General features: G+C 36.3%; 9 protein-coding genes and 1 tRNA gene. 9 read left to right on the top strand and 1 reads right to left on the bottom strand.

The annotated features are described in order from the left end of the window. Window positions 1-293: 293 nt before the first annotated feature. The gene (locus tag ACFIKI_RS02240; RefSeq protein ID WP_375665484.1) at window positions 294-2,876 is read left to right on the top strand and encodes a DNA translocase FtsK; all 2,583 of its coding nucleotides are present in this window, start codon (window positions 294-296) and stop codon (window positions 2,874-2,876) included. 1,200 nt (window positions 2,877-4,076) lie between these two features. Beyond that, window positions 4,077-5,783 (top strand): ATP-binding protein, encoded by a 1,707-nt coding sequence (locus ACFIKI_RS02235; protein WP_375665483.1) that lies wholly within the window; start codon window positions 4,077-4,079, stop codon window positions 5,781-5,783. An 18-nt stretch (window positions 5,784-5,801) separates the two neighbouring features. On the opposite strand, the gene mscL is transcribed toward ACFIKI_RS02235, so the two are convergent. Continuing rightward, window positions 5,802-6,209 (bottom strand): large conductance mechanosensitive channel protein MscL, encoded by a 408-nt coding sequence (gene mscL, locus ACFIKI_RS02230; protein WP_375665481.1) that lies wholly within the window; start codon window positions 6,207-6,209, stop codon window positions 5,802-5,804. A gap of 1,306 nt (window positions 6,210-7,515) precedes the next feature. Here mscL and ACFIKI_RS02225 point away from each other — a divergent pair. The 7 genes from ACFIKI_RS02225 to ACFIKI_RS02195 all read left to right on the top strand — a co-directional run bounded on the left by ACFIKI_RS02225 (window position 7,516) and on the right by ACFIKI_RS02195 (window position 14,025). Next, window positions 7,516-8,598 (top strand): quinone-dependent dihydroorotate dehydrogenase, encoded by a 1,083-nt coding sequence (locus tag ACFIKI_RS02225; protein WP_375623480.1) that lies wholly within the window; start codon window positions 7,516-7,518, stop codon window positions 8,596-8,598. A gap of 138 nt (window positions 8,599-8,736) precedes the next feature. Further along, window positions 8,737-8,813: transfer RNA gene (locus ACFIKI_RS02220), tRNA-His, on the top strand. Window positions 8,814-9,519: 706 nt separating this feature from the next. Then, entirely contained in the window at window positions 9,520-10,023 is a 504-nt protein-coding gene (locus tag ACFIKI_RS02215; protein ID WP_375631507.1) for a hypothetical protein, read from the top strand. Window positions 10,024-10,062: 39 nt separating this feature from the next. After that, window positions 10,063-10,197, top strand: coding sequence for a hypothetical protein (locus ACFIKI_RS02210; protein ID WP_375665480.1), 135 nt, complete (start codon window positions 10,063-10,065; stop codon window positions 10,195-10,197). A 649-nt stretch (window positions 10,198-10,846) separates the two neighbouring features. Beyond that, complete coding sequence (locus tag ACFIKI_RS02205; protein WP_375665479.1) at window positions 10,847-10,975, top strand: DUF2924 domain-containing protein; 129 nt, start codon at window positions 10,847-10,849, stop codon at window positions 10,973-10,975. Between the two features lie 1,113 nt (window positions 10,976-12,088). Then, window positions 12,089-12,982 (top strand): site-specific DNA-methyltransferase, encoded by an 894-nt coding sequence (locus tag ACFIKI_RS02200; protein ID WP_375665478.1) that lies wholly within the window; start codon window positions 12,089-12,091, stop codon window positions 12,980-12,982. After that, window positions 12,913-14,025 carry a DNA methyltransferase gene (locus ACFIKI_RS02195; RefSeq protein WP_375665477.1) on the top strand — a complete coding sequence of 371 codons (1,113 nt, stop codon included), beginning with the start codon at window positions 12,913-12,915 and terminating at the stop codon, window positions 14,023-14,025. Before ACFIKI_RS02200 ends, ACFIKI_RS02195 begins: the two co-directional genes overlap by 70 nt. The last annotated feature ends 11 nt before the right edge of the window (window positions 14,026-14,036 follow it).

Here is a 14,036-nt window from a genome sequence, read left to right as displayed (position 1 = left end):
ATTATTTGTATTTTAATCATTTTTATGAAAAGGGAGGGAAAGAGAAGTATAGACAATTTTCTTGAATCTTTTTTCTCATGAAGTTTTCTTCAAAACGAATGGAATACGCGCTATACGGCACCATAAACTGGGCAATTTACGCCGTAAATAAGGAGAATAAATGTGCATTATGGCATTATTTTTTTCATTAAAAAGTAACCATCAGCAAAAGGTTATTAACCTTCATATGATAGTCTCTATGAATTCTTTTTGAAAAGATTATTTTTCTCATTGCTATAAATTTGTTGGGTGCCATGCATAATTCGAAAACAAAATCTATTCCTACCTCTTCTTTTTCTGATGATGGTACAGAAGGTGCATCAAGAGAAGATTTATCTATTAAGATTACTGAGATATTTCCTTATCCGGAAGTATGGAAAAAGGCATTTACCCTCGGAAAAAATGTCCGTTTTACGAGAACCCCAGAAGTTGAGATTTTGCGTCGTCGTATAGAAACAGATCCAGTTTTTGCAAAACAATTTAAAATTTTTACGAAGCAAGATCAAAAACAAATGACAGATATTGTACGCTGTAACAAGAAAACGAAAAATGTTTTATCGACAAAAAAAGTCATTAATCCTCAATCAATAGAGAATAAAACGTCAGTTTGTCATTCAACAGTTTTACATCAGTTGTCACGACAAATTACTGGTATGTCACCAGCAAATATTCCGCTTAAGGAGGATAAACAAGAACATAAATTACCAGGAGAAAATGTGCTACAAAAAATGAATCCTGCTTTGCACCTTTCCGATGATGCATTTTTTGAGTGTGAATCTTTGATATTTGAACATGTGGATACTCAAACTTCAAAAAAGGATGCATCGATTGACACAAAAAATGAAATTACACCTCATATTCCTTCTGCCTTTGATGAGTCAATAACTGCTCTTTACCGTGTTCTTGAATACCGTTTTCCACAACTCTATGATTCAATTACATCAGAATCTCCAGCAGAAAGGATGCGAGGCGTTGAGCAAATTTCTAATTTAATGCATACAAATAATGATACGACTAAAGAGTATCATTCTAAGCTTTCTGTTGAAGATTGTGTCCATACGTCAAATGATGCAGAGGCGGTAAATAATACTGAGGCGTTAAGCGGCGCTGGGGCTTGTATAGAGACTGAAAATAGCAATAATACTATCGCCAATAATACCGTTGATTGTATAACAAAAGATGTCACAAAGAATTCAAAAGATTTGTCTGTGATGCAAGCAAACGTTAAAACTAAAATATTCCAATCTAGCCGCGCGCCATTAGGCAATTATGATTCTGCTTTTGCGCAAAATATTCAATCTGTTGACTGCGATGTTTATGAATTTCCTCCGATCAATTTATTGCAAGAACCTGTTTTTCATGAAGGTACAATGATTCCTCAGGAAACATTAGAACGTGGTGCTGGACTTTTGGAAAGTGTGTTGGAAGATTTTGGCATTAAGGGTGAAGTTATCCATGTTCATCCAGGGCCAGTGGTAACAATGTATGAATTTGAGCCTGCTGCGGGTATAAAGTCATCACGCGTTATTAATCTTTCTGATGATATTGCGCGTTCTATGTCTGCTATTTCTACACGCGTTGCTGTCATTCCTGGACGTAATGTTATCGGGATTGAGTTACCCAATGCGGTTCGTGAAACCGTTTATTTACGGGAATTAATCCAAACACGTTCTTTTCGTGAAAGTGAGTTTAAACTTGCTCTTGCTTTAGGGAAGGGGATTAATGGTGAACCGGTCATTGCAGAATTAGCAAAAATGCCTCATTTATTGGTTGCGGGAACAACAGGATCAGGAAAGTCTGTTGCAATTAATACAATGATTTTGTCGATTCTTTATCGTATGACACCAAAGCAGTGTCGTTTGATCATGGTTGATCCTAAAATGTTAGAGCTCTCTGTTTATGATGGCATACCACATCTTTTAACACCTGTTGTAACAGATCCCAAAAAAGCGGTAACAGCTTTAAAATGGGCGGTTCGTGAAATGGAAGAACGTTATCGCAAAATGGCTAAGTTGGGTGTGCGTAATATTGATGGTTTTAATGCGCGCGTTGCACTTGCAGCTCAAAAAGGCGAGACGATCATGTGTACTGTTCAGTCGGGTTTTGATAAGAAAACAGGGGAAATGCTTTATCATGAAGAAGCCATGGATCTCACGCAGCTTCCTTATATTGTTGTGATTGTTGATGAGATGGCTGATCTTATGATGGTGGCAGGAAAAGAAATAGAGAATGCCATTCAGCGCTTAGCGCAAATGGCGCGTGCGGCAGGTATTCATCTTATTATGGCAACGCAACGTCCTTCTGTTGATGTTATCACCGGTACAATTAAAGCGAACTTTCCTACCCGCATTTCTTTTCAAGTAACATCAAAAATTGATAGTCGTACGATCTTGGGTGAACAAGGTGCTGAAACGCTTTTAGGTCAGGGGGATATGCTTCATATGGCTGGTGGTGGACGCATTGTGCGTGTTCATGGACCTTTTGTCTCTGATGAAGAAGTTGAATCCATTGTTGCACATCTTAAAATGCAAGGTAAACCTGATTATTTAGCAACGGTAACTGATAATGAAGACGATAACAAAGAGGATACTTCTGCTGATTCAGTTGCTGGAATTTCTGAGGAAGAAAATTTTGATGAAGAGGGTGAGGAACTTTATAACCAAGCTGTAAAAATTGTTATGCGTGATAAAAAATGTTCAACATCTTATATTCAGCGCCGTCTTTCAATCGGCTATAATAAAGCAGCTTCTCTCGTCGAGCGGATGGAAGAAAAAGGCATTGTTGGAGCCGCTAATCATGTTGGAAAACGTGAAATTCTACTCAATGAAGGGAAATAAACAAGCCCATTTTAAAATGGGTAATTTTTAAAAATGTCTGACAGTCATTATTAAAATGTGCTTGTTTTATTTTTTCAGAGAAGATGGGCTACACATATTTATTTTTTATAATAATATTAACAAATTGAGTAGAGAGTCATAATGCAAAAGTGATTTTTTGTATTAAAATTGCTGATGAGGTAAACAGGCTGATATCAAAGGAGATTGTAAGATATTTTAAATATTTCTCGATGATCTGGAATGTAAAGAAATTAAACAAATCTTTATATGAAAACCGATAATGTTTGTTTTCTATTCTATTTACAGAGAGATTCTTGAGTAAAACAGTGTGGTGATATATTTTTTGTTTTTTTCTGTCGCGATTTTTATGAAAAAAAGGTCTTTGGGTGATTATGGAGAGTATCATAAGAAGAGTATCCAATATATAAGGTCTGTTGCGTTGGGTGCTTTAAAGCGCTATGCTGAATTTATTATCATTTGATACTATCAGTGCGAGAAAGATATTCTTACGAGACTTTAATTTGAAAAAGAAATTTTTAATTTCGGACTTTTATCATGCAATATACTGATTTATAATGATAGTTTATCATTATTTGTGTGAATAAAAGTCTCCAATATCGTAAGATTGTTTCATTTCAAATCTGTTTCTGTTGAAGTAATTAAAACCATTTTCTTGCGTATCATAATAATGTAGGAGTAAAAAAGTTAAAAAAATAAAAATGCGGCTTATGAATGCCTTCAAATGCCAAGAACTATTGGTAATATTAGGGGCTGAAATTAGTATAATGATGGTGCTAACCAGCTTTTTATAAGCGTAAAAATGGTAATGCACAATGCCTTGATATCTTCTATAGGGACTTTTACATTACACCATTTAAGGATGCTGTCGTAAAATAAGCTTGGGGATCATGGGATATGTTTTGTTAAAGCAGGCGCATGAATGCGTAAAATAAGTGTATTCTTTTTGAGTACTATTTATGCGAGGGAGATGTTACTATTATTGTAATAGGATTTATTACAATAATAGGTGAATAAGCAACAAGAGCTGGAAGCTTCTTTTTATTTTTGTTTTGTTGATGAAACAGTCAAAATTTTGCTACAGACAATTGATATGAGATATCAAGTTATTTTAACCAGAACAGATAATTGTAAACAAATTAGCATTATTCATTTGAGAGTAAATACAACATTGTTTTAATTATGCCATTAAAAGCGGATGAGTTAAAGTTAAATACAAATGAATTAAAATGTCAGCAAGAAGCTTTTCGTTTTACACCAGAGCTTTTGCCACGGCCTTTTACGTGGGAAATCGATCAGAATGGTTTGTTTTGTGAAGTCTCAAAAGAGCTAGCTGAAGTTGTTGGTCCTCTCTCTTCTTCTATTTTAGGGTGTAGTTTTCATGAGCTTGCTCATCAATTTAATGATGATCGATATCTGGTTCTCAGTCGTTTTATTGAAGCGGCTATGCCTTGGAGTAAAGAGATTGTTCAATGGCCTGTTGATGGTTGCTTACAATGGCTTGATGTTGAATTATCGGCTTTGCCAATTTTTGATGTTAAAAAGCAGCTTCAGGGGTTTCGTGGCTTTGGCGTTTTAAAAATACAAAAAAAAGTCCAAGAAAAAAGAAATGAAAAGCTAGCAACAGAAATGCCATGTCTTACGGAGATAGAACGCTTAGCTTTTCGTGAAATTGCAGAGCACTTGCGTGATGAATTGAATTCATCGGTAAAAGAAGAAAATTTAGTTGAAGAAACAGCTATTCAGTTACCATATGCACAAACATTGCCGGTCAATGCTATAGAACAAGCTCTCATAAAAGAGCCAGCTGCAGTTTTATCATTGTTGGATACAGCAACTGATGGTGTTTTATGGTTGGATGAAGAGGGCTTTATTCAATCAGCGAGTAGGGCAGCTTTAGCATTAATGGGTTATGAAATAAATGAACTACGAGGACAGCCATTCTCTTCATTATTTACTTTGCAAAGCCGACTTTTGGTTGAAAAATATTTTAAATCAATCCGTATAGAGGAGAAAAATCAGGTTTTAAATCGCAGTGAAACCGCTGATTTAATGACAAAAAATCATAAAAATATAACCGTTTTGATAACGATTGTATTTTTGGCAAAGCAAGGCAATTATGCTGTTATGTTGCGTGATAGGACACAGACAGTTCCATCAGGAGAAAAAAAAGCAGAAGAGAATAAAATCGTTGGAGTTGTTCATGAAATACGAACACCTTTGAATGCTCTTATTGGTTTTGCAGAAATTATGAGAGAAGGCCGTTTTGGTTCGATAGAAAATGAGCGCTATCATGGATATTTACGCGATATTATTTCCTCTGGAAAACATATATTATTGCTAATTAATCAATTACTAGAGTGCTCAAAGATAAATTATTCTGGTTCCAATAACCAGATTGATTCTTCCCTTATTTCTGAAACATTTGATGTGATATCTTGTTTACGTGCGACGATAGCTTTTCTTGAAACTCAAGCCAATCAGAACGGCATTATCATGCGTATTGTTGCTCCACCTCACGTTCCATTTATTCCTGTATCACAACAAGTGTTTCGCCAGATTATATGGAATCTTCTTTCCAATGCTATTCGTTTTACACCTTTGGGTGGACAGATTATTGTTCACGTTTCTTATAGAAAAGAACGTGTAAAAATTTCAGTGAGTGATAATGGTATAGGGATGAACGAAGAAGAAATTATACAGGCACTGCAACCTTATGGTCAAGTAGAGCGCAAAGATGGCCGATCTGGTGATAGCGCTTTTATGGGAACAGGTCTAGGCCTCCCAATGTGTAAGGCAATGGTGGAAGAAAGAGGGGGGCAATTTTTACTGTTCTCAAAACCCAATTATGGAACAACTGTGGAAATGTTTTTTCCTCGTGTTCCATGATGTAAATCTTGTATAAAATTATTTTTTCTTAGCCAAAAGATCTCTAATTTCTGTTAAAAGTTGTTCTTCTGAAGACATTTTTTGGGGGGTTTCTTCTTCTTTTCTACGGATTTTATTCATAGCTTTAACGAATAAAAAAAGAACCCAAGCAATAATGAGAAAATTGATAAGTAAAGTAATAAAGTGTCCATAGCTAATGGTTGCTCCAGCTGCTTTGGCGGCACTCAATGTTGCTTGTTTTTCTCCAGCAAGTTGAATAAACATATTAGAAAAATCAATCCCACCTGTAATCAGCCCAATGATTGGCATAAAAATATCATTGACAATTGAGTTGACCAAGCTACCAAAAGCACCCCCTATAATCACACCGATAGCAAGATCAATCATATTACCTTTTAGGGCAAATTCTTTGAATTCTTTAAGCATTGCGTTTTCCCCTTATATAAGCGATATACGGTAATTTACTTACCGCTTTTGATGAAAAAGGAAAGGGCAGATTTTATTTTTAGGATTATATTACAATATTAATATTATTTTCAAAGAACTTTATAAGGTTTAATAAAGAGCTTTAGAGTTCTATTTGAATGTATATAGAACATTTCCTAGAAAAAAGCTTTTTTGATAAAAACTATATCTGCTTTTTGCAACAGAAAGTAGAAAACTGTAGCTTAATTTATATAATTGCCTCAAGATGTTTATGTTAACATTAAAAAGAGAGATTTTTACACAATACCACAAGTGAGTAGTGTTGAAAGTTGAGCTATCAGAAAGCTTCTCAAATGAAGTACATATATTGGCATAAAAAGAGAATTTAGGAATAAAAAATATATTTCAGTACTGATGGAAGAAATAGATAGATGAGACAGGAGTAAAACTTATAATTTAACTCCTCTTAATTCAGTAAGCGATAATAGCAATTAGAGGGCATTATGGCTTAGCTATTTGTATTGGGTTGCATGAGCTAAAATGGCGATAATTCCGATGGAAGAGACACATTTCATCTGCTGGAAGATTGTATCAGTTTGTAAATAGCAGAGCTCTAGGGTTTGCAAGATCGTTTTGGTTTGGAAGTCATAGGTATGATGTGTGAGTTCAATGATCAACTGTCATTACTTAAAATATATGTTAGACAGAGCACTTAATAGATGCAAAGTTGTATTTAATGCATCAGAAATGGCAAAGAAAACAACGCAGATTCCTCAAAATTTTATCAATAGAGTACAAATTGATTGAGCATTCTGTTGCTCATAAATGGTGCAACAATAGTATGAATTTAGATGATTTTATGAACCATGTATCCTATAAATGCTAGGAAAAAATAGCTTTATAGAACAAGCTTTGTTTCTATTGAAAACAATATTATACAAAGGAACTTTGGGAATAGAGATAATTTTCCTGCATTTTTAAGAAAATTATGAACTTGCCTGCATAAGACGTTATAAAACCATGACTATGGTAAGAGTCGTTGATGTTTCAATTCATGCTGAATTTTATAAGATTAGGATTCATATTTTAATCTTTAAAAAATGTCGAAAAAGAGAAACATTTTTTAAGAATAAAAAGTTCTTTACATAGTATAACCAATATAAACATGTATGGCTATTATGTGATGAGTTTTCTTTTAGAAGAGGAATATTATTTGGATAATATGCTCTCTTTGATTGGTAATCTTTTGTGTTAAAAGGTAGAGGTGAGGTGCGATGGATCATTTTTATGTTGTGGAGAAGAATTGATGAGTTTTTTTCGTTGTATTGGCCGTTCTGCCTTATTTATGTTGGATCCAGAGCAAGCACATGGTTTAGCGATTCTCGGGCTGAAAAGTGGATTTAATGGCTGTCAAAAGGTTATCGACAAACGTTTGTGTGTAACTGTTTCTGGGCTTGAGTTTGAAAATTTTATTGGTCTTGCAGCGGGGTTTGATAAAAATGCAGAGGTTGTGGATGGTATTTTTCGTTTAGGATTTGGTTTTACTGAAATTGGGACAGTGACACCAAAGCCTCAGATTGGAAATCCTAAACCACGGCTTTTTCGTTTAAAAGAAGATGAAGCAATTATTAATAGAATGGGTTTTAATAATGACGGACATCAAGTTGTTTACAACAGATTGCGTGCATGTAAAAAAACTGGTGTTGTAGGAGTCAACATTGGAGCCAATAAGGATACAGTTAATAAGATTGATGATTATACTGTTGGTATTGCTCATTTTTATGATGTTGCTGATTATTTTACGGTTAATATTTCTTCTCCCAATACACCAGGTTTACGTGATTTACAGGCCCGTGACAGTTTACATCTTTTGTTGAGTGCAATTTCGCAAGCGCGAAATGAGCAAGAGAACAAACATGGATTCTCCATTCCCATTTTTTTAAAAATTGCTCCCGATTTATCAGAGAAAGAATTAGATGATGTTGCTGAAGAAATAAAACTTTCTGATTTTAATGGACTGATTGTTTCCAATACGACTCTTTCACGCCAAGGTCTTAGCAATAGTCACTTCAGTAATGAAGAGGGAGGGCTTTCTGGACGTCCACTTTTTGAACGTTCTACTATTGTGCTTGCAAAAATGCGTCAAAAATTAGGGAAGGAGATTGCAATTATCGGTGTTGGCGGTGTAAAGGATGCACAGACGGCTTTGGAAAAAGTAAAAGCTGGTGCAGATTTGATTCAATTATACAGTGGGATGGTTTATGAAGGTTCAAATCTTGTCATAACTATTCTGCAAGAGATTTTGCAGATGATGCAACAAGATGGCGTTGATAACATAAAAGGCTATCGTGATCATAGTCTTGAGCAGTGGGCAAAATTTCCTTTGTAAAAAACGCTTTTTTCTTCACAAAAAATTGCGAGATTTTTTTAAAGGGGCTTGCAAACTTTGTTGATCTTCCTTATGTCACATAAGCAAAGAATAAATGTTTACGAAATCGTGAACAGTTATGATACATTTGCTTTTTATGCGGTTGTAGCTCAGTTGGTTAGAGCGCTGGTTTGTGGCACCAGAGGTCGTAGGTTCAAATCCCACCAACCGTACCATTGATTTCCTTACAACTTTTCTCATTCTCCTTTCCAGTGTTTTGTAAAGCGGTTAAGAGACGCAGTTTTCGGCGTTTTTTGCCTTTGACTGATAACAGAGCCGAGGCCTTGCGCGGGTGTATTTTCCTCTTTTTCGCCCAAAATGGCCAAAACGTCTCATTGAGCGGAGACTTTTTTAAAAAGGTCTCCGCTCAATTTATATTTATTTTTCAATATGTTATAAAATTGCTCATTTTATGGTCGGTATGCATCTTGTGGGTGGCACGCGTGATACAAACCTAAGGCCTCTGTTTAAGTAGAATCGCTATAATTTCCCTATAAGGTTTTGTTTTTTTACAGTAAGCTTGCAATATGCATGAAAATAAATATTCTATTCTTCTATACTGAGCATAAGGGGAAATGCAGTGATGAGTATAATAGCGGGTGAAGATAAAATTGATTAGCTTTTTACTAAAGAAACCCTTTACTATTTTTTATGCCAGTGCTGGTGTTGGTGAGGAAAAACGTAGACATATTATGTTGTATCTCATCAATAAATATATTACATGGATTTGGGTTATCATATTTTTTGCTAATGGGCTGCCCAATGTTTTTTTGAAGGGACTCCCCAGCTTTGGTGGATCAATATGGGTTTAGCTTGTGTTGGTATCCTTTTTTTCTAACATGATGCGATATTTTTATCGCATCAAACATCATGGAGCATAATATGTCATTGTTTAACATTCTGACTGGAACTCCTTTATGGGCCTGGATTTTGCTCATTTTTCTCATTGCGAGGGGAATAATCGCATTGAAAGATAGGGAAATGAAGGTTAACCGCCTTTTTCTATTGCCGTTAGTCTTTCTTTTTTTGGGCGCAAGCGATGTGATTAAAGAGCTGGCGTTCCTGCGCTGGGGAGCAGTCTCAATGTTGGCAGGGCTGATGATCGGCGTTGGCGTTGGCTGGTTGCTCTGGCGTGCTACTGCGCGTTTAAAAATCAAAGAAGGAACGGATTTCATTATTCTGCCTGGTACGCCGTTGACGCTGACATTTATTCTTATCGCTTTTGTCATCAAATTCACATTGATTGTTTTTCTCAAGGTTGTACCTGATTTGAAATATGCATTTGATTTTAACCTTCTTTTTGGTCTTTTAAGTGGGTTCACTGGTGGTGTGTTTTGGGGCGGCACATTAAATTTATATATAACATTTCGAAAAAATATAAATTAGTTCCTATATCCTTAGCTGTTGAGGCTTCTGTCAAGTATTATGATACAGAAGCGTCCGCTGTTTTACGTTGAAACTGCGGCTGCTATACGACTAAGTGGCCTTACGCCTGAGTATGCAAGAGCGGCAGAGTTTGTACAGTCTACACCATTATGTGGAGCACTCTTGCGGGAATGAGTGCATTATTATTGCGATATACATGTAACCCTCTAGCTAATATTATATTAGTAAGGCTGTTTTTTGAAGCCGCTTGTAATTACGGTGTGTTTTTAAAGAGAACGTTCGAACCGATGTATCGCTTTCAGTACCATTTATCTTGTTAAAACTATTCTCATTTCTTTTGTTTCTTTAAGAAATCTGCACTTCTCAGCTTTTTTTGCGTATGATCGATAACGTAGTTAAGATCCTTGAGATAGTGAATTTTTATCTCTTTTTGCTAAAAATGCCCAAACCATCTTATTTAGTCGAGACTTTGTTTAAGAAGGGATCTTCTAAATTTATTATTTTTTTCATAGGATATAAATTTCTCATTTTTGGTGCGCGGTAAACTTATAGCAGCAATAAGCTTAGGTTTATTGGTTCTAAGCGTGGAGGGAGTTGAGCTATCCAATGAAAAAGAATAAATTGCATTTTTGTCTGACTTTGTGAACACACACTATTTTCTGGACTAATCGAGGAAATAGAACATTCATGTGTTGAGAGGATTAGACAATGAGTTGTAAACAATTAGAGCAAGAAATAGCCACAGTAAAGTATACGTCAATGTAGGAGCCCAAAGCCTTATGGCACACTTATTTCAGTGACAATTATTTAGGACAAACCCATCATGTGCTTGTGGTGCCAAAAGGCTATCAATGAGGGCAAGATTTACAAAAGCTTGAAAGTTATTGCCAAACATATTACCGGCATCAATTGGAATGGCCATTTGTTTTTTAGCTTTGTAAGGCGGGGATGAGAGGATGACAGGGGACAAGAAAGGTGCTTAAACAAGCGATAAAACCAATACGCGGCGCTATATATAAAACGTAAATTCACCGAAGAAGGCTTAGAACAGGAGTTTAACTCACTGGACGATAAAAAGAAGCAGGCGAAAGCTTTGTTAAAACTTATTGTCATGAAGGTTGGCAATTAATACCAGCGTTGCTGATAATGTAAAAATTATGCCGCAATATATTTAAGGAGCGAGTGCAAGAGATTAATACATTCCTATGGCAGATTGTAAAAGCATGGTTTGTACATGAGCCTAATTATATGATTGATAAGGCAATACAAATCACTCAGGGACAAAATGATAAGAGCTATATTTTATTATGAATCTGACACACAGTATAAAACCTATAAAGGCAAAGCGTTTTATGGCATGGGAAGGATTTTCAGTCTGCTGGTGGGCGTTTGAGGGTGTTTTTACACTCCGTAAAAGGTATTTTAGCAAATCTTGCTTATGCGGACAAGGGAGAACTAGAAGTGGATGCTGATATAATCCCTTGTGAAATGGTTTTTATTGCGTCGAAATAAATGATGAAGAAATTTATGTTTTCGTTGGCAGGATAGTACTTGTATGTGCTTGACCAAGCCACATGTGACGCAATTTTAAAATTACCCATGGTGGCATGTCGTCAAATTGACGATACAGCTCTTCGATTTGTAAGAAATATGACAAGGCTAAAAGATAGACATATTTTGGATGTGCTTGTGCCAATTGATAAGCTTATTGATAATATTTGTAAGTGCCATAATAGCACACAAAAAAATATAAAATCGCTGTCTTTAATTATGCCAAACAGCGGCTAATTTAGGGCGCGAAATTATTGCTTTTTCAAAGTAAATCAAAGAAAGGCAAAATGATCAAAATGTGGTAATGCGAATTGATCTAGCCGATTTGCGTAAGCAAAAAGACATAAAACAAGCACAAGAAACTTTAAAAAATAAAAAGAACAGCTTATACGACACTTTTCATGAAAGTAAATTTGCAGAGGATATAGAAATAAATAGGATAAAAGGAATTGCGACGTACAAAAGAAATATTCATAGACATATTTTATACTAAGCGTAACGGAGAAGCGCAAAGATGAGTATAATAGCGGGTGAAGATAAAATAGAAGGCATGAGTCAAAGCCCTATTAATCCAGACATAGAAAAGTTAAAAGCAGCCTTTCCGCAGTGTTTTGCTGAGGGAAAGCTGGATATAGATCAGCTCCTTAATCTATGCGGCGAATATATTGATAATGATTTTGAGAAGTTCAAATTTGAATGGAAGGGTAAAGGAGCAAGTTTAAAGCTTGCGCAAAAGCCTTCACTTGCGACATTGCGTCCGAAGCGCGAGGAGAGCGTAAACTTTGATAATACACATAATCTTTATATTAAGGGCGATAATCTTGAAGTGTTAAAACTTATCCAGCGGGCTTATTTTGGCCAAGTGAAGATGATCTATATAGACCCGCCCTATAATACGGGGAATGATTTTATCTATGGTGATGATTTTAAAGACCCGTTGGCGCGATATAAGGAAGTGACAAGCCAAACGACAAAATCTAACCCTGAGACAATGGGGCGGTTTCACACGGCTTGGCTCAATATGATTTATCCGCGTTTGCGTTTGGCACAGACCTTATTGCGTGACGATGGGGTGATCTTTATCTCGATTGATGATCATGAAGTGCATAATTTGCGCAAAGTGTGCGACGAGGTGTTTGGTGAAGAAAATTTTGTCGCGCAATTGGTGTGGAGTTTGTCTAGCGGAACGCAAGCAGGGCATTTCACGCGGTCGCATGAATATATTCTGGTTTACGCAAGGTATAAGACAGCCTTAAATTATTTTAAAGATTTAGACGGTGGAGTTATCAGTGATAGGGCAGTAAAAAAATCTCGGCTGCAAATCCAGCGAGTGAAATATTGTTTCCTAAAGGAAGCATTCAATTTGAAGGAACAGATGCAGAGTTTCCTGATGAGTTGGGGGGGGTAGAGAAGCAATATGTTGTTGCAGGTAAATTGCGCTTTGAGAAAGGCTTATTAGCGGAAGATGTAACGATTAAAGCAGGGTGGGCTATGAAGAACCAGCTTATGTCATGGCTGGGCGGAAAAGAAACTTTTGATAGTAAGGGACAAAGAGTAACTCGATTTTATTTTAATGCGCAAGGCCGTGTTTGCTATGAAAAAGAAAGAGGTACGGTTCATCCGAAAACAGTGCTGCCTTTGGAGATTGGGAGTACCAAAAAAGGCTCTTCGGAATTGATTCAATTGTTGGGTGCAAAATTGTTGGAGTATCCAAAGCCTACTGCGCTGCTTGAGTATTTAATAAAGCACATTTGCACCGGCGACAACGACATCATTCTCGATTTTTTCGCTGGCTCTAGTACAACAGCGCATGCAGTGATGGATTTGAATGCCGAAGATGGTGGCAATCGCAAATTCATCATGGTGCAATTGCCTGAATTGTGTGATGAGAAGAGCGAAGCTTATAAGGCTGGTTATAAAACTATCTGCGATATAGGTAGCGAACGTATTCGCCGCGCTGGTGCACAAATCAAGCAAAAGCATGAAGCAGAACTCACAAGCAAGCAGCCTTTAGACATCGGATTTCGCGTGCTAGAGCTCGATAGTTCCAACTTTTCCATATGGGACGATAGCCCGATTGATCCGAATGCACTTGATGTTAAAGAACAATTGCAAATGCGTTTGGATCATATTTTACGGGGGGTGAATTCCGAGCGCTCTCATCAAGATATTATCTTCGAGATCATACTTAAATATGGTTGGCCATTGGATTTAAAAATTTATCCTTTACCAATCAATGGCAAAAAATTCTATTATATAGGTGAGAGCGAAGGCGATGTCTTAGTGATTATAGCCATAGACCCGCCCTTTGACCCCGAAGATGCGGAAGAGATGATAAAGTATTTGCCCGTAAAAATCGTAGCGCTTGATGCGGCCTTTAAAAGTGATGAGGCGCTTATTAATTGCGACTTTATCTTTAAAGACAATGAAGTAAGTTTTGATAAAATTTAAACTATAGAGAG

This window comes from Bartonella sp. TT121SHDZB (assembly GCF_042193415.1).
Lineage (GTDB): Bacteria > Pseudomonadota > Alphaproteobacteria > Rhizobiales > Rhizobiaceae > Bartonella.
Note: the sequence above shows the minus strand (reverse complement) of the source record. Positions and strands in the feature narration are given on the sequence as shown.

What these genes read in the sequence shown, in the direction of transcription:
- mscL (WP_375665481.1), bottom strand. Translation starts at nt 6,209, where the DNA reads ATGCTTAAAGAATTCAAAGAATTTGCCCTAAAAGGTAATATGATTGAT.
- ACFIKI_RS02215 (WP_375631507.1), top strand. Translation starts at nt 9,520, where the DNA reads ATGTCATTGTTTAACATTCTGACTGGAACTCCTTTATGGGCCTGGATT.
- ACFIKI_RS02210 (WP_375665480.1), top strand. Translation starts at nt 10,063, where the DNA reads ATGATACAGAAGCGTCCGCTGTTTTACGTTGAAACTGCGGCTGCTATA.
- ACFIKI_RS02235 (WP_375665483.1), top strand. Translation starts at nt 4,077, where the DNA reads ATGCCATTAAAAGCGGATGAGTTAAAGTTAAATACAAATGAATTAAAA.
- ACFIKI_RS02200 (WP_375665478.1), top strand. Translation starts at nt 12,089, where the DNA reads ATGAGTATAATAGCGGGTGAAGATAAAATAGAAGGCATGAGTCAAAGC.
- ACFIKI_RS02205 (WP_375665479.1), top strand. Translation starts at nt 10,847, where the DNA reads ATGTGCTTGTGGTGCCAAAAGGCTATCAATGAGGGCAAGATTTACAAA.
- ACFIKI_RS02225 (WP_375623480.1), top strand. Translation starts at nt 7,516, where the DNA reads ATGAGTTTTTTTCGTTGTATTGGCCGTTCTGCCTTATTTATGTTGGAT.
- ACFIKI_RS02240 (WP_375665484.1), top strand. Translation starts at nt 294, where the DNA reads ATGCATAATTCGAAAACAAAATCTATTCCTACCTCTTCTTTTTCTGAT.